Below are 15,156 nucleotides of genomic sequence, written 5' to 3'. Positions count from 1 at the left end.
GGCTCCGAAGGCTTGAGGGGTGAAGGACATGGATGAAATGAACACGCCGGTGGCCGATATCGGCCCTCCCGAAGACCGCTACGCGATGTGGGATGCCGCATACGTGCTGGGATCGCTGTCGGCCGCGCAACGCCGCGAATTCGAGACGCACATGGCGCGCTGCACGGCTTGCCGTGAGGCGGTCGCCGACCTCAGCGGCGTGCCGGCCCTGCTTTCGCAGCTGGACCGCGACGAGGTGGCCGCGATCGACGAGTCCGGCCCGGCGCCGGAGATGTCCGAGGAGATGCTGCCGTCGTTGCTGGCCGCGGTGCGGTGGCGCCGGCGGCGCACCCGGGTGGTGACCTGGGTGGCCTCCGCCGCGGCGGCCGCGGTGCTGGCGATCGGGGTGTTCGTCGGCCTGCAGGCCTGGTCGTCGACTCCCGCCCAGCAGGTGACCGCGTCGGCCGAGCCGATGGCGCAGGTGGGCACCTCGCTGCTGACCTCCAGCGTCCAGGTCACCGGCCAGCACTGGGGCACATCCATCGCGCTTCGGTGCGTGTGCCTGGCCCCGCTGAACGCGCACCATGACACGCTGGCGATGGTCGTGGTGGGTCGCGACGGCAGCCAAACCCGGCTGGCGACCTGGGTGGCCGTGCCCGGTCACACCGCGACACCCGTGGGCGCGATCTCGACCCCGGTCGACCAGATCGCCGCCGTGCAAGTGGTCGCCGCCGACAGCGGCAAGGTGTTGTTGCAGCGTTCGCTGTAGAGATCGGAGCCAGCGTGTTCGGGCGTCCGCTTCGGGTGCTGGTGGTGGGCGCCGGCGTGGCCGGCATCTCCGTCGCCCGCGGCTTGGTGAGGGACGGACATGACGTCACCGTCTTCGAGCGCCGGCCCGACGTGCGGGCGCCCGGCGGTGCGGTGACGATCTGGTCCAACGGTGAGACGGTGCTGAACCAGCTGGGCGTCGACATGGGCGGCGCCGGCCGCCTGCTGGCCACCGTGCGGGCCGTGACGTCCCGCGGCCGGCCGCTGGCCACGCTGGACGTCACCGCGATGGTGCGGCGGCTGGGCGCACCCGTGCGGATGGTTCCGCGCCGAGTATTGCTGGAACGCCTTCTCGACGGGTTCGACGCCGAGCGCATCCGGTGCGGTTCCCCGGTGATCGCGGTGAACCGTACGGACGTCGGTGTCTGCGTGGAGTTCGGCCACGGCACCGTGGCTGATGCGGACGTGGTGATCGGTGCCGACGGTCTGCACTCGATGGTGCGCAATTGCGTTGGCGCGCAAGCCGCCAAGCCGACCGGCTGGTGCAGTTGGCAGGGGCTTGCGACTGTCCCGGAGATCGCCGATTCCGATGCCGCGCTGATGATCATCGGTGCGCGCGGAAACCTCGGCCTGTGGCCCGCCGGCGGGTCGGAGGTGCAGTGGTGGTTCGACCTGCCGTGGTCGCATGGCTTCGTCCGACCGCAGCGTCCGATCGAGATGATCCGGTCCCACTTCGCCGGATGGTCCGACTCTGTCGACCGGGTGCTCGCGACGCTGAGCGACGACGACTTGGCCGGCTCGCCGTTCCCGCATTTTCGCCATCCGATTCCGGGCCCGGGGCACGGCCCCGTCACGTTGCTCGGCGATGCCGCGCACGCGATGCCGCCCACCCTGGCGCAGGGGACCAACCAGGCGCTGCTCGACACGATGGTTTTGTGCAAGGCGCTGAGGGATTTTCGCGGTGGGACCAACGGCGGCGCCGATGTCTCGGCCGCCCTGCGGTGGTACGAGAGGACCCGTCGACGCAAAGTCATGGCCGTGTCCTGGGTGGCGTCACTGCCGGTGTCGCACGGTGAGTTCGTGCTGCGACCGGCCGCGCTGATCTCCGACCGGCTGCAGGCCGGCGCGCTGACGACGTTTCTGCGCCTTACGAGTCACCGCCGGATGTCCGCCGAAATCAGCCGAAACTTGGGGGTAGCGGCGACGGTCCCGTCAAGCCCGTGAACAGCCCGGCCGATTCCGTAAGAGTGCGAGGCGATCTCGACGCGCCCTCGCGCTGGCTCTGGCTGGTGAAGTGGTGCGTGCTGGCCGTGCCGCACTACCCGATACTGATACTGCTCTACCTGATCTATCCGTTCTCGACCGTGGCGGCCGGAGTGGCCATCCTGTGCACCGGGCGATATCCGCGGCCGCTGTTCGCATTCAACGTCGGCGTGCTGCGCTGGTCGTGGCGGCTGATGAACTACCGCTTCCCGATGAACAGCACCGACAGGTACCCGCCTTTCACGCTGGCGTCTCGGCCCGACTACCCCGGCGATCTCGCGGTCGACTATCCCGAGCGGCTGAAAAACTGGGCGGTGCTGGTGAAGTGGCTGCTGGCCATCCCCCAGGTTCTGCTGTGCTGGTCGATGGAGGCGCCGCTGCAGGTGCTGTGTGTCATCGCCGCGCTGGCGCTGTTGTTCACCGGGACGATCCCACCGGGCGCGTTCGATCTGCTTATGGGCATGGTCCGCTGGCGATACCGGGTGGCGGTGTACGTGTCGTTGATGCGCGACGAATACCCGCCGTTCCGAATGGATTTGGGCGCACGATGACCCTGCGAAGCCTGGCGTTCCCCTACGTGTACCGATTCGGCCAGCCGCTTTTCGACCGGCTCTTTTACCACCGCTACCGACGGGCGGCGCTGAGTAACGCGACCGGCCGGCTGCTGATGCTCGGGCTGGGGCCGGGAACCGACTTGATGTTTCTGCCCGACACGGTGACGTCGGTCGCCGCCGTGGAGCCCGCGGCGCCGTTCCGGCGGATGGCCGCGAGGCTCGCCCGGCGCCGCGGCATCGCGGTCGACCTCGTCGAGGGAACGGGCGAGTCGATTCCCTTCCCGGACAACTCTTTCGAATCCGTCCACGCCGGGCTGGTGTTGTGCTCGGTCGGCGACGTGGCCGCAACCCTCGGCGAGATCCGGCGGGTGCTGGTGCCCGGCGGTAGGCTCGTGGTCCTCGAGCACGTGCGCGGTGACGGCGCGACCGGCCGGTTCCAGGATCTGATCGCCAAGCCGTGGTCGTGGCTGGCCGGTGGCTGCGAGCCGAACCGGCGCACCCTCGAGGCCATCGCCGCCGCCGGATTCGACACCGCCGCGCTGCGCAGCATCCGAACGCCGGTGCCCTTCCCGTGCAAACCCCATCTGCAGGGATTCGCCACCGTCACTCGACGCTGACCGCCTCGATGATGGACAGGCGCGCCGCGCGCCGTGCCGGTGGCACCGAGCCGAGCAGGCTGATCGCCACCGCCCCGAGCGTGAAGGCGAGCGCCAGGGGGTTCGGGTGGAAGCCGACTTCGAAATTCATGATGTCGTCGCTGATGCGGCTGAACAACCACTGGTCGGTCAGACCGAGCGCCAGCCCCAAAACGCCGCCGACGACACCGATTCCGGCCGCCTCCGCCAGCACCATCCGCAAGGTGAACCGCCGGCTGGATCCCATGGCGCGCAGCACGCCGATTTCGCGGCGGCGTTCGTTCACCGAGAGCGTCAGCGTGTTCAGTAGTGCGACCGCGGCCACCGCCACGACGATGACCCACACCGCGTTGGCGATGAACATGCTCTGACGCAGCGGGGCCTGCAGCCCCGCCAGCGCGGTGGGGCCGTCGTACACGTGGTTCGGGGCCGGCGCCGCCTCGCGGACGCCGGCCAGCAGCCGCTGCCGATTCACCCCCGGGGCCGCGGCGATTTGCAGTGTCGTCGCCGCCGGGCGATCGAACCAGGCCCGCATCTGGTCGACGTCGATTCCGACGGTACCGATCACGGTCGAGAAGAACGGCACCAGGGCCAGCACGGTCACCGACCGCGGGCCGTGCGGCGTTTGGAGCCGCAGTTGGTCGCCGGCCCGGACGCGCAGAGTGGTGCCGAGATTCCGCGTGAGCACCACACCGCGGCCGGTGAGCACCTCGGTGCGCACCCGTTCGTCCAGCGCCCGGAAGAGCGCATCGTTGCTGCCGGCGGAAAACCCGTCGAGCAGGACGCGGGTACCGCCGACCACGGCGAAACCGAACGCTCCCTCGGTCACGCGCGCCACGCCGGGAAGCGCGGCGACCTTCGCGGAAAGCCCCTGTGGCAGAGCGTCGGTGGGGTAGCTGTCGGGCGGGTCCGCGCTCACCCACACGTCGGTATCGGTGACCGGTGCGAAGATGTCCCGCGCGGACCGAATCATGTCGGCGTTCGTGCCGGTGATCACGACGGTGGTGAGTACCCCGATGAGCACGGTCATCACGGTCGCCCACACCCGGCGCGGCGCACGCTGGATCGTCGCCGCGGCCAGCGCCCCGAACGACCCGAACGTGCGCGCCATCGCCGCCGTGGCGTGGACGATGGGCGCGGTGAGCGCGAAGCCCAGGGCGATCTCGGCGCCCAGCACCGCGGCCATCGCCACGACGGCGTAGCTGCCGCGCTGGCCGGTGACGACCGGCGTCGACACCGCGAACACCGCCACCGCACCAACCCCGCCGGCGATGCGCAGCCACCGCGGCACCGTGTCGGCCGCCGAGGCCCCGACCGGCGCGAGCGCCTCGATCGGCGAGACCTTGTACACCTGCCGCGCCGCCATCGCCGAGGCCGCCACGCTGGTCAGCGCCGTCGCCGCGAGCGCCAGCGGTATCGCATAACCGGGCAGCCAATACTGCACGCGGGCTTCGAGCCCTTGCGTCATCGCCGGGGGCAAGCGCCCAATCGCGATGTGGCCCGCCACAATTCCCATGCCGGACCCGATTGCCCCGCCGATCAGGCCGAGCACCGCCGCCTCCGCCAGCATGTCGCCGACGATGCTGGCGCGCCGGCCGCCGATAGCCCGCAGCATCGAGATGACCGGCCGGCGCGCGGTGATCGCCATCGTCATCGTGGTGTAGATCAAAAACGCGCCGACCACCAACGCGACCGCGGCGCCCAGCAGGGCCATGTAGTTCATCAGCTTGACGCCGTCGCCGGCGCGGGCCGCCCGAAAGCTCGGGGCCGCGACGATCGCACGGCCGTGCACGGCGGCGGTGACCGCGGCGCGGACGGCGCCGGGGTCGGCGCCCCGCTTCGTGGTGATGAGTATCGAGTCGAGTTGACCGGTGCGGCCGGTGGCGTTCTGCGCCAAGGCAAGTGGCGCAAGCACGTAGTGCCCGCCGTTGAGGTCCTCGTATCGCTTGCCCGCGAGCACATCGGTCACCGTGACCGACGCCGAACCCAGTTGAAACGCCTGGCCTTTCGCATAGCCGACGCGGGGTCCGGCCTGAACGCCGGACGGCGTCGAGGACAGCGCCTGCACCGGCCGGGTCACCACGTCCTTGAGGGCGCCGCCCAGGGCGGCGGTGCTCGCGTCGGCGCCCAGCAGCAGCACCGGCCCCGACGGTGTGGACGCCGACGCCCGGATCATCGGTGCGGCGGTGGCTACGCCGGGAACGCCGGCCACGTCGGCCAGTATCGAGTCGGGGAATCCGCCGTCGGTGATGCCGGACACCTCGAGCGCGGCGACCCCGGCGATCCCGTCGGCCAGCCGGCCCACCGACCCGGTGATCGACCCGAAGATGCCGAAGATCGCCACCAAATACGTTGCCGAGACCGCCATTACGGCGATCGACGCAAACGTGCGGCGTCGATGCACGGCCAGCTCGCGCAGGCTGAACACGCGCAGCCTGCTCGCCGCGGCCGTGAGCTTGAGGCCGCGCCGCGCCCCGGGCCTCACCCCGCGACCGCCATCACGTCCGAACCGACGCGACCGTCCTGCAGCGTGATCACCCGGTCGGTGGCCGCGGCCGCGTCGGCGTTGTGGGTCACCATCACCACCAGCCGACCCCCACCCTCCTCGTGCGCCACCTCCGCCAACAGCGCCAAAATGGACGCGCCCGTCGCGGAGTCCAGGTTTCCGGTCGGCTCGTCGGCGAGGATCAGCGGCGGGTTCATCATCAAGGCACGCGCGACCGCGACCCGCTGCATTTGGCCGCCGGACAGTTCCGCCGGCCGGTGCTGCGCCCGGTTGCCGAGCCCGACCCGGTCCAGCAGGCGGATCGCGTCCGGCTTGGCGCTGCCCAACCGGACTCCGTCGAGCAGCTTGGGAATCGCCACGTTCTCCCAGGCCGACAGCGTCGGCAGCAGGTTGAAGAACTGAAAGATGAAACCCACCCGCCGATGGCGGAACCGCGACTGCTGTTCATCGCTAAGGCGGGCGATTTCCTCGCCATCGAAGGCGATCGACCCGGAATCGGGGGAATCCAAGGCGCCGAGCACGTGCAACAGCGTGCTCTTGCCCGCCCCGGACGGTCCGACGACCGACACGAACTGCTCGTCCGCCAGCCGCAGGCTGACGCCGTCGAGCGCCCGCACCGTTTGACCGCCGACCCGGTATTCGCGCACGACGTTGCAAAGTTCGACGGTCATTCAAACATCACGATGGCCGCCGGTGAACGGTTCATGTACTGGATCTGGACGACGATGAACCGACCGGGCCGCTACCTCGTTTCATCAGGCATGCTTGGCAGGCACCGGGTGGTCGACCATATCGTCGGGCACCTCGCGGCGATCGGAGTCGATCACATCTTCGGTGTGGACGGCGCCAACATCGAGGACGTGTACGACGCCGCGCACTTTTGCCCCGACATCGACGCGGTGCTGGCCAAGCACGAGTTCTCCGCGGCCACCATGGCCGACGGGTACAGCCGAAGCGGGGCCGGGGTGGGCGTGGTGGCCGCGACCTCGGGCGGGGGCGCGCTGAACCTCGTTGCGGGTCTGGGCGAGTCGCTGGCGAGCCGGGTTCCGGTGCTGGCGTTGGTCGGCCAGCCCGCCCGCACGATGGACGGCCGCGGCAGCTTTCAGGACACCAGCGGCGCAAACGGGTCGTTGAACGCCGAGGCATTGTTCTCGGCGGTATCGGTGTTCTGCGAGCGGCTGCTGACGCCGGCCGACATCGTCTCGCTGCTGCCCCGGGCCATCGCCGCGGCGCGCATCGGCGGACCGGCGGTGTTGTTGCTGCCCAAGGACATTCAGCAGGCCCATCTTGACGCCGGGCGTGACGACAATGACGCGGATGGCATGCGGGCCGCGATCGGCAACCCGCATCCGATCGTCGCCGAGCTGCGGCGGGTGCAGGGACGGGTCACCATCCTGGCCGGCGAGCAGGTGGCGCGCGATGACGCCCGCGCCGAACTCGAAGAGCTACGCGCGCTGCTGCACGCGCGGGTGGCGACCGTGCCGGACGCGAAGGATGTCGCGGCTGCAGACGGGGGGCCGGCCGCGTTGGGGGTGACCGGCGTCATGGGTCACCGCAACGTGGCCGAGGCGGTGGCCACCAGCGCGGTGTGCCTCATCGTCGGCACCCGGCTGGCGGTCACCGCGCGCGGCGGCCTGGACGAGGCGCTGGCGGCGGTGCGGACGGTCTCGATCGGTTCGGCGCCGCCGTATCTGCCCTGCACCCACGTGCATACCGATGATCTGCGCGGCTCGCTGCGCGCGCTGACCCATGCGGTTCGCCACCGCGGGCGGCCGGCCGGTCCGCGCATCCCCGGCGCGGGCCGGCCCGCCGAAATGACGCCCCCGCCCTTCACCGGGCCGGGCGTGCGGTACCGCGAGGCCATGGCGGTGCTGGACGATGTCGTGCCCGACGGGTCCGACATCGTGGTCGACGCCGGCAACACCGGCGCCGCGGCCATCCACTACCTCCCGGTGCGACGCGGCGGCAGGTTCGCCGTCGCGCTCGGCATGGGCGGCATGGGCTACAGCTTCGGCGCCGGGATCGGAATGACGTTGGGGCGAGCCAACACTGGCCGCCCGGCCGGCCGCACCGTGGTGATCGCCGGTGATGGCGCGTTCTTCATGCACGGCATGGAGGTGCACACGGCCGTGCAGTACCGGCTACCGATGACGTTCGTGTTGTTCAACAACAACGCGCACGCCATGTGCGTGACCCGCGAGCAGCTGTTCTACGACGACCTGTACAGCTACAACCGGTTTCGTCCCAGCCGGCTCGGCGCCGGCCTGGCGGCGATGTTCCCCGGCCTGGCGGCGGTGGACGTCAGCGACGCCGATGGATTCGCCGCGGCCATGGGCGCGGCGCTCGACATCGACGGCCCGGCGGTGGTCAGTGTCGAGTGCGCCGCCGACGAGATCCCGCCGTTCGCACCATTTCTCACCGCCGCGCCCGCTAAAGGCCGCGGGGTGGACCAGATTTCACTTGCTGAGGAGAACTTGACCAATGTCGCTGCCAGCGCTTGAGGATATCCCGGACCTCATCGACGGGGTCACCCGCATCGAAACCAGCCCCAGGGAGAAGGCCACGCCGATCATCATGGACATGATGCGGTCGGTGTACCCGCACGACCAGGTCTTCGGGCAGTACTGCACCGTCAACGACTACGTCGACTGCCCGCCCGACGAGCTCTACGAGTACATGGCCGACACCCGCAGCCTGGAGGAGTGGACGTACAGCCTGCGCGGGTTCACCCCCACCGACGAGCCCGGATTATGGCTGGCGCACGACCGGCTCGGCTCGGAAACCGAGATCTACACGCGCACCGTCGCCAACGCCCAGGCGCGGACCGTGGATTACCACTGCGCCTGGGATCAAGGCAAACATCTGTGGATGATCTACCTGATGCGTGTCGTCGACGCCCAGACCGTCCTCGACAAGCCGGGATCGGTTGTGCTGTGGACGAATTGCCACCACCCCTTCTACGACCACAACCCGTACCCGGAGACCGCTCCGGCGCAGCGGCCCGTGTGGGTCGGCGACTTCTGGGACATGTTCGCCGCCGGCCACCTGCTGGAGTTGCGCAACCTCAAGGCGATCGCCGAGTACCGCCACCGCAACGGCCTGCCCGTGACGCCGGTGTGGATGAGATGAGCAGACCATGGCTAAGCCGACCGTCAGCCTGATCGACGTTTCCACCTATCTGCCGGGGGATCCGATTCCCGCCGGCTACTACGCCCGATTCGCCGAATCCGACGACCTGCGCGACAACGTGATGTTCCGCGCTCCGAAGTTTCGCCATCACGTCGGCGCGGACGAGAGCTCGGTCGACATGATCGAGCGTGCGGCCCGGGGCCTGATCGAACGGCACGGCCACGACGTCGTCGCAGGTGCGGACGTGCTGATCACCCACACCCAGGTACCCGACATGGCGTTCTACGGCCAGGGTGGCGGCATCGCGCATCGGCTGGGCATGCGGCCGTCCTGGGTGCTCGACCTGAACAACGGCGGCTGCGCCGCATTCGTGTTGGCGCTCAACGTGGCCCGCACATTGTTGTCCGCGGGCCAGGGCCGCACCGCGCTCATCGCGATCGCACAGAACGCGGCCGGACAATTCTTCGATCAGCCGACCATCCGCCGCAAGGCGCAGTCGGCGGTGCCCGGTGACGGCGCCGCCGTGGGACTGGTCGCGCTGAGCGAACACTCGCCCATCCTGGATGTCGAGTGCCGCACCTACGGCGAGTATGCGGGCGAAATGACGCTGTCCTACGACCCGCCCCGCAAGTGGTGGCAGGCCGGCCCCGGCGAGGGCAGCATCGGTTTCACGGAGAGCAAGATCACCAAGGTGCTGGCCCGCGGCAACCGGCAGGTTCCGGAAGTGGCGCTGGCGGTCTGCGACCGAATCGGGTTGGCCGCCAAGGACATCGACCTGCTGGTCACCAACCAGCCCAACAGGGCGTTTCTGCGCAATTGGCGTGACGCGCTCGAGTTGCCCCCGCAACGTCATCGGGACACCTTTGACGAGTGCGGCAACCTGTTCGGTGCCGGGATCCCGATCAATCTGGACCGCGCGATCGCCGACGGCCAGCTGGGTGCCGGGGAAGTGGTCATGATGGCGGCCTTCGCGCATGCCGGCGACTTCGCCGGCGCCGCCGCGGTGCGCTGGGGCGGACGAGACTGATGCACGCGGTTCCGGCCCCGGTTGCCGGCCAGATCTGCGATGCGCTGCCCGACGCGGTGGATCCGTTCGCCTTGTCGCTCAACGAGAATCCGTTTCCGCCGCTACCGTCGGTGCGTTCGGCGTTGATTCGGTCCGTTTCCGCGGCGAACCGGTATCCGGAGTTCTTGCCGGAGCGGTTGCGCGGCTTGGTCGCCGGCCACATCGGTGTGCCCACCGAGCGGGTGGTGCTGGGCGCCGGGGCGACGGGCGTCGTGTTGCAGGCGCTGCAGGCGCTGACCGCGCCGGGCGACACGATCGCCATGGCGTCGCCGACGTTCGATGGCTATCCGATCGTCGCGCAACTGGCACGATTGAACTCGTCGTTCGTTCCGCTGGACGCGCACGGCCAGCACGACCTCGACGCGCTGGCCGACGCGGCCGGCGCCGCCCGCGTGGTGGTGGTGTGCCGGCCGCACAATCCGACCGGCACGCTGGAGCCCGCGGCCGCCGTTCTCCGGTTCCTGCGCCGGGTGCCGCGCGACACCGTCGTGCTGCTCGACGAGGCCTATATCGAGTTCACCGCTCCCGAGCACCGTTTCGACGTGGCGGCACTGGTCACCCGTTTTCCCAACGTCGTGGTGGTGCGGACCTTCTCCAAAGCCTACGGCCTGGCCGGGCTGCGAATCGGTTACGCGGTGGCGTCCCACCAGCTGGCGCCGACGCTGTGGACCCAGCAGCTGCCGTTCGGCATCGCGATCACGGGCCTGCTCGCGGTCGCGGCGTCGTATGCCGCGGAAGGTGAACTGCTGCGCCGGATCCGGCTGATCACCGCCGAACGCCGCTATCTCCGGATGCGCCTGAGCGCGCTGGGGATCTACACGACCGACGCGCACGCGAACTTCATGTATCTGCCGTCTCAACAGGGCTTGTCGTGGCGTGAGGCTTTCGGCGACGACGCTCCACGCGTGCGGTATTACGCGGACGGTGCCGCGCGGATCACCGTGGGCGGCCGCGCATCGACGACGGCGGTGCTGTCGGCGTTGGGAAAGGCCACGCTCGGGCTCCAAGTGCGGTAAGAAGGGGCGTGGCCGACTCACGACCGGACAAGCGTGATCCGATCGCCGCGGCGCGGGCCAACTGGGAGCGCGCCGGGTGGGGTGACGTGGCGCCGGGCATGGTCGCGGTGACGTCGGTGATGCGTGCGCACCAGATCCTGCTGGCCCGCGTGGAGACGGCGTTGCGGCCCTACGACCTCAGCTTCTCCCGGTACGAATTGCTGCGGCTGCTGGCGTTCAGCCGCTCCGGCGCGCTACCCATCACCAAGGCCTCCGACCGGCTGCAGGTTCACGTCACCAGCGTCACCCACGCGATCCGCCGGCTGGAGGCCGACAGGCTGGTGCAGCGTGTTCCGCACCCCACCGACGGGCGCACCACGCTGGTCCAGATCACCGACCTGGGCCGCTCCACGGTCGAGGACGCGACGATCACGCTCAACAAGCAGGTGTTCGCCGATCTCGGGATGTCCGACGCCGAATCGCAGGACCTCGCGTCGTCCATCGAGACGTTGCGCCGCAACGCCGGCGACTTCTGAAGCTCTTCGTCCCGCGCGCCCAACGTGGAGTTGTTGCGCCGAATCGGCTTATTTCCCGCCACAAGTCGACGTTCGGCGCGCGGTCAACGCAGCGTCTCGATGATCGCGCTGAAGTCCTTGTCACCGTGATCGGCGGCGAACTCAGCGTAGATCTCGGCGGCGTGGCGGCCCAGCGGGGCGGTCGAACCGCTCGAGGACACCGCATCCATCGCCAGTCCAAGGTCCTTGTTCATCAGCGCGGTCGCAAACCCCGGCTTGAAGTCGTTGTTGGCCGGCGACGTCGGGACCGGGCCCGGCACAGGGCAATTGGTGTGCACGGCCCAGCAGTTTCCGGTCGCCCCGGTGATCACGTCGAACAGCGACTGCGCCGACAGGCCGAGCTTTTCGGCCAGGACGAACGCCTCGCCGATCGCGATCTGCTGCACCGCCAGCACCATGTTGTTGCACACCTTGGCGGCCTGGCCCGCCCCGGCCGCGCCGCAGTGAATGATCTTGCCCGCCATGGGTTCCAGCACCGGCCGCGCGCGTTGCAGGGCGGCGTCGTCGCCACCCACCATGAATGCCAGCGTCCCGGCGACCGCGCCGTTCACCCCGCCCGAGACGGGCGCGTCCAGCTGTGCGATGCCGCGCGATTCCGCCAGCGCATGCACCTCGCGGGCGTCGTCGACCGAGATCGTGGAGCTGTCGATGAACAGAGCACCGGGCCGCGCCGCGGGCAGAATCTCCGCGTAGCAGCGCTTCACCAACTCGCCGTTGGGCAGCATGGTCATGACCACGTCCGCACCGGCCACCGCGTCGACGGCGGTGTCGAAGGCGGCGACGCCGGCCGCCGCGGCCGCGGACAGCGCCGCGGGCACCGGGTCGAATCCGCGCACCGCATGGTTGGCCGCAACGAGGTTCGTCGCCATGGGCCCGCCCATGTGGCCCAACCCCAGGAAAGCCACGGTCACGTGCTCGGTCATCTGAAGACCCTTCTATGCGGTTGCCGGAGAAGCTCTGAACCGTGCGGCTTCTGCCCGACCGATGACCACTCGCATGATTTCGTTGGTGCCTTCCAGGATCCGGTGCACCCGCAGGTCGCGCACGATCTTTTCCAGACCATACTCGCGCAGGTAGCCGTAGCCGCCGTGCAGCTGCAGGGCCTTGTCGGCGACCTCGAAGCAGGTGTCGGTGACGTAACGCTTGGCCATCGCGCACAACTCGACCTTGTCGGGGTCGTCGGTGTCCAACGCATTGGCCGCGCGCCACAACATCATGCGCGACGTCTCGAGGCCGGTCGCCATGTCGGCCAGGGCGAACCGGATGGTCGGTTCGTCGAGCAGGGACTTGCCGAACGCCTGCCGATCGCGAACGTAGGCTCCCGCCTTGTCGGCGGCGGCCTGGGCGCCACCGAGCGAGCACGCGGCGATGTTGAGCCGGCCGCCGTTGAGGCCGTTCATCGCGATGCCGAATCCGGCGCCCTCGCCGTCCGCGCCACCCAGCATCGCGTCGGCCGGCACCCGCACGCCCTCCAGGATCACCTGGGCGGTGGGCTGGGCATGCCAGCCCATCTTCTCCTCCAGCGCGCCGAAACTCAGCCCCTCACTGTCCTTTTCGACGATGAACGCCGAGATGCCGCGCGGGCCCTCGCCGCCGGTCCTGGCCATCACCACGTAGACGTCCGACGCGCCCGCGCCCGAGATGAACTGCTTGACCCCGTCGAGCACATAGTCGCCGCCCTCTTTGACCGCGCGGGTGCTCAACGCGCTGGCGTCGGAGCCGGCGCCCGGCTCGGTGAGGCAGTAGCTGGCGATGACGTCCATCGACGCCAGGCGCGGGACCCAGTCCTTGCGCTGTTCGGCGGTGCCGAACGTGTCGATCATCCACGCGCACATGTTGTGGATCGACAGGAATGCGGCGGTGGTGGGGTCGGCGATCGCCAGCTGCTCGAAGATGCGGACCCCGTCGAGCCGGCGCAGCCCGCTGCCGCCGACGTCCTCGCGGCAGTAGATCGCCGCCATGCCGAGCTCCGCCGACTCACGCAGCACGTCGGTCGGAAAGTGCTTGGCCGCATCCCATTCCAGGGCGTGCGGGGCCAGGCGCTTGGCGGCGAACGCGGCTGCCGTCTCGGTGATCACCCGTTCGTCGTCGTCAAGGGTAAACATTCGCGGCCCTAATCCATTGTGGGAATGACGAATTCGGCGCCGTCCTTGATGCCGGACGGCCACCGCGACGTCACCGTCTTGGTCTTGGTGTAGAAGAGGATTGACGACGGACCGTGCTGGTTGAGGTCGCCGAAGCCGGAGCGCTTCCAGCCGCCGAAGGTGTGGTAGGCCACCGGCACCGGGATCGGCACGTTGACACCGACCATCCCGACCTGCACGCGGGAGACGAAGTCGCGGGCGGCGTCGCCGTCGCGGGTGAAGATGGCCACGCCGTTGCCGTACTCGTGCTCGGACGGCAGACGCAGGGCCTCCTCGTAGTCGTGGGCGCGCACGATGCACAGGACGGGCCCGAAGATCTCGTCGGTGTAGATCGACATGTCCGGGGTGACGTGGTCGAACAGGGTCGGCCCGATGAAGAAGCCGCCTTCGAGGTTGGCGTCACCGAAAGTCAGGTCGTCGCTGGCGCGTTCGCGGCCGTCGATGACCAATTCGGCGCCCGCGTCGACGCCCTGGCCGATGTAGTCGCGCACCCGCGCCACGGCGGCCTCGGTCACCAGCGGACCGTAATCGGCCTTGGGGTCCAGGCTGTGGCCAACGCGCAGGTTGTTGATCCGCTCGATGAGCCGGGCGCGCAGCCGGTCCGCGGTCTGCTCACCGACCGGGACCGCGACGCTGATCGCCATGCAGCGCTCGCCCGCGCTGCCATATCCCGCGCCGATCAGCGCGTCGACGGCCTGGTCCAGGTCGGCATCGGGCATCACGATCATGTGGTTCTTGGCGCCGCCGAAGCACTGCGAACGCTTGCCGGTGGCCGCGGCCCCGGCGTAGATGTACTGGGCGATGTCGGAGCTCCCGACGAACCCGACCGCCTGGATGTCCGGGTGGTTCAGGATGGCGTCGACGGCCTCCTTGTCGCCGTGCACGACCTGGAACACGCCCGGTGGCAGGCCGGCCTCGACGAAGAGTTCGGCGAGGCGCACCGGGACCGACGGGTCGCGCTCGCTGGGCTTGAGCACGAACGCGTTGCCGCAGGCCAGCGCCGGGCCGGCCTTCCACAACGGGATCATCGCCGGGAAGTTGAACGGCGTGATGCCCGCGACCACGCCCAGCGGCTGGCGCAGCGAATAGACGTCGATGCCCGGACCGGCGCCCTCGCTGTATTCGCCCTTGAGCAGGTGCGGGATGCCGATGGCGAACTCGATGACCTCGATGCCGCGCTGGATGTCGCCCTTGGCGTCGGCCAGGGTCTTGCCGTGCTCACGCGACAGCAGCTCGGCCAGCTCGTCGTTGTGTTTGTTGACCAGCTCGATGAAACGCATCATCACCCGCGCGCGGCGTTGCGGATTCGTTGCGGCCCAACCTTTTTGGGCCTCGAGGGCCGACGCCACCGCGGCGTCGATGTCGGCCTGGCCGGCCATCGGCACCTGGGCCTGGACACTCCCGGTGCTGGGGTCGAAGACGTCGGCGGTGCGGCCGGACTGGCCGGCGGTGCGCCGACCGTCGATGAAGTGGGGAATCTGTGTGGTCATGGGGCCCTCGGATGTGGTTGACGCGCTTAAGCGGATACTTGCATATCCTAGT

At 69.5% G+C, this 15,156-nt stretch carries 14 protein-coding genes; 9 read left to right on the top strand and 5 right to left on the bottom strand.

All coding sequences use genetic code 11. The annotated features are described in order from the left end of the window. Positions 1 to 28 precede the first annotated feature (28 nt). Genes OCQ_RS21610 through OCQ_RS21595 form a run of 4 tightly spaced genes read left to right on the top strand, consistent with a single transcriptional unit; the run spans position 29 to position 3,181 of the window. Positions 29 to 748, top strand: coding sequence for an anti-sigma factor family protein (locus tag OCQ_RS21610; RefSeq protein WP_036389836.1), 720 nt, complete (start codon positions 29 to 31; stop codon positions 746 to 748). Positions 749 to 762: 14 nt separating this feature from the next. Further along, the gene (locus tag OCQ_RS21605; protein ID WP_014385792.1) at positions 763 to 1,971 is read left to right on the top strand and encodes an FAD-dependent oxidoreductase; all 1,209 of its coding nucleotides are present in this window, start codon (positions 763 to 765) and stop codon (positions 1,969 to 1,971) included. Positions 1,972 to 1,994: 23 nt separating this feature from the next. Next, positions 1,995 to 2,561, top strand: a complete 567-nt coding sequence (locus OCQ_RS21600) for a DUF4389 domain-containing protein (RefSeq protein WP_014385791.1) — start codon at positions 1,995 to 1,997, stop codon at positions 2,559 to 2,561. Then, entirely contained in the window at positions 2,558 to 3,181 is a 624-nt protein-coding gene (locus tag OCQ_RS21595) for a class I SAM-dependent methyltransferase (RefSeq protein WP_014385790.1), read from the top strand. The genes OCQ_RS21600 and OCQ_RS21595 overlap by 4 nt, the downstream gene beginning before the upstream one ends. Here the strand turns inward: OCQ_RS21595 and OCQ_RS21590 are convergent. Together OCQ_RS21590 and OCQ_RS21585 are read right to left on the bottom strand one after the other, a co-directional pair. Then, entirely contained in the window at positions 3,168 to 5,684 is a 2,517-nt protein-coding gene (locus OCQ_RS21590; RefSeq protein ID WP_014385789.1) for an ABC transporter permease, read from the bottom strand. The two genes, OCQ_RS21595 and OCQ_RS21590, sit on opposite strands and share 14 nt — an antisense overlap. After that, the gene (locus OCQ_RS21585) at positions 5,681 to 6,376 is read right to left on the bottom strand and encodes an ABC transporter ATP-binding protein (protein ID WP_009956588.1); all 696 of its coding nucleotides are present in this window, start codon (positions 6,374 to 6,376) and stop codon (positions 5,681 to 5,683) included. Before OCQ_RS21585 ends, OCQ_RS21590 begins: the two co-directional genes overlap by 4 nt. Before the next feature lie 54 nt (positions 6,377 to 6,430). Between OCQ_RS21585 and OCQ_RS21580 the strand changes: the two genes are divergently transcribed. From OCQ_RS21580 to OCQ_RS21560, 5 genes are read left to right on the top strand one after another with little or no spacing between them, the layout of a single operon-like run. Continuing rightward, positions 6,431 to 8,206 (top strand): thiamine pyrophosphate-binding protein, encoded by a 1,776-nt coding sequence (locus OCQ_RS21580; protein ID WP_043955847.1) that lies wholly within the window; start codon positions 6,431 to 6,433, stop codon positions 8,204 to 8,206. Next, positions 8,187 to 8,834 (top strand): hypothetical protein, encoded by a 648-nt coding sequence (locus OCQ_RS21575; RefSeq protein WP_008260527.1) that lies wholly within the window; start codon positions 8,187 to 8,189, stop codon positions 8,832 to 8,834. The genes OCQ_RS21580 and OCQ_RS21575 overlap by 20 nt, the downstream gene beginning before the upstream one ends. Before the next feature lie 7 nt (positions 8,835 to 8,841). Beyond that, entirely contained in the window at positions 8,842 to 9,861 is a 1,020-nt protein-coding gene (locus OCQ_RS21570; protein WP_009956589.1) for a 3-oxoacyl-ACP synthase III family protein, read from the top strand. Next, positions 9,861 to 10,916: a pyridoxal phosphate-dependent aminotransferase gene (locus OCQ_RS21565; protein ID WP_009956590.1), complete on the top strand. Its 1,056-nt coding sequence runs from the start codon at positions 9,861 to 9,863 to the stop codon at positions 10,914 to 10,916. The genes OCQ_RS21570 and OCQ_RS21565 overlap by 1 nt, the downstream gene beginning before the upstream one ends. A gap of 8 nt (positions 10,917 to 10,924) precedes the next feature. Next, complete coding sequence (locus OCQ_RS21560) at positions 10,925 to 11,431, top strand: MarR family transcriptional regulator (RefSeq protein ID WP_014385788.1); 507 nt, start codon at positions 10,925 to 10,927, stop codon at positions 11,429 to 11,431. Between the two features lie 83 nt (positions 11,432 to 11,514). Here the strand turns inward: OCQ_RS21560 and mmsB are convergent, their stop codons facing one another. The 3 genes from mmsB to OCQ_RS21545 are packed head-to-tail and all read right to left on the bottom strand — an operon-like array spanning position 11,515 to position 15,104. Next, positions 11,515 to 12,393 (bottom strand): 3-hydroxyisobutyrate dehydrogenase, encoded by an 879-nt coding sequence (mmsB, locus tag OCQ_RS21555; protein WP_009956591.1) that lies wholly within the window; start codon positions 12,391 to 12,393, stop codon positions 11,515 to 11,517. A 12-nt stretch (positions 12,394 to 12,405) separates the two neighbouring features. Beyond that, positions 12,406 to 13,575: an acyl-CoA dehydrogenase family protein gene (locus tag OCQ_RS21550; protein ID WP_014385787.1), complete on the bottom strand. Its 1,170-nt coding sequence runs from the start codon at positions 13,573 to 13,575 to the stop codon at positions 12,406 to 12,408. Between the two features lie 8 nt (positions 13,576 to 13,583). Continuing rightward, the gene (locus OCQ_RS21545) at positions 13,584 to 15,104 is read right to left on the bottom strand and encodes a CoA-acylating methylmalonate-semialdehyde dehydrogenase (RefSeq protein ID WP_014381093.1); all 1,521 of its coding nucleotides are present in this window, start codon (positions 15,102 to 15,104) and stop codon (positions 13,584 to 13,586) included. Positions 15,105 to 15,156: the final 52 nt, after the last annotated feature.

The sequence above is a fragment of the Mycobacterium paraintracellulare genome, assembly GCF_000276825.1.
Lineage (GTDB): Bacteria > Actinomycetota > Actinomycetes > Mycobacteriales > Mycobacteriaceae > Mycobacterium > Mycobacterium intracellulare.
This window is presented reverse-complemented; position numbering and strand designations above follow the sequence as displayed.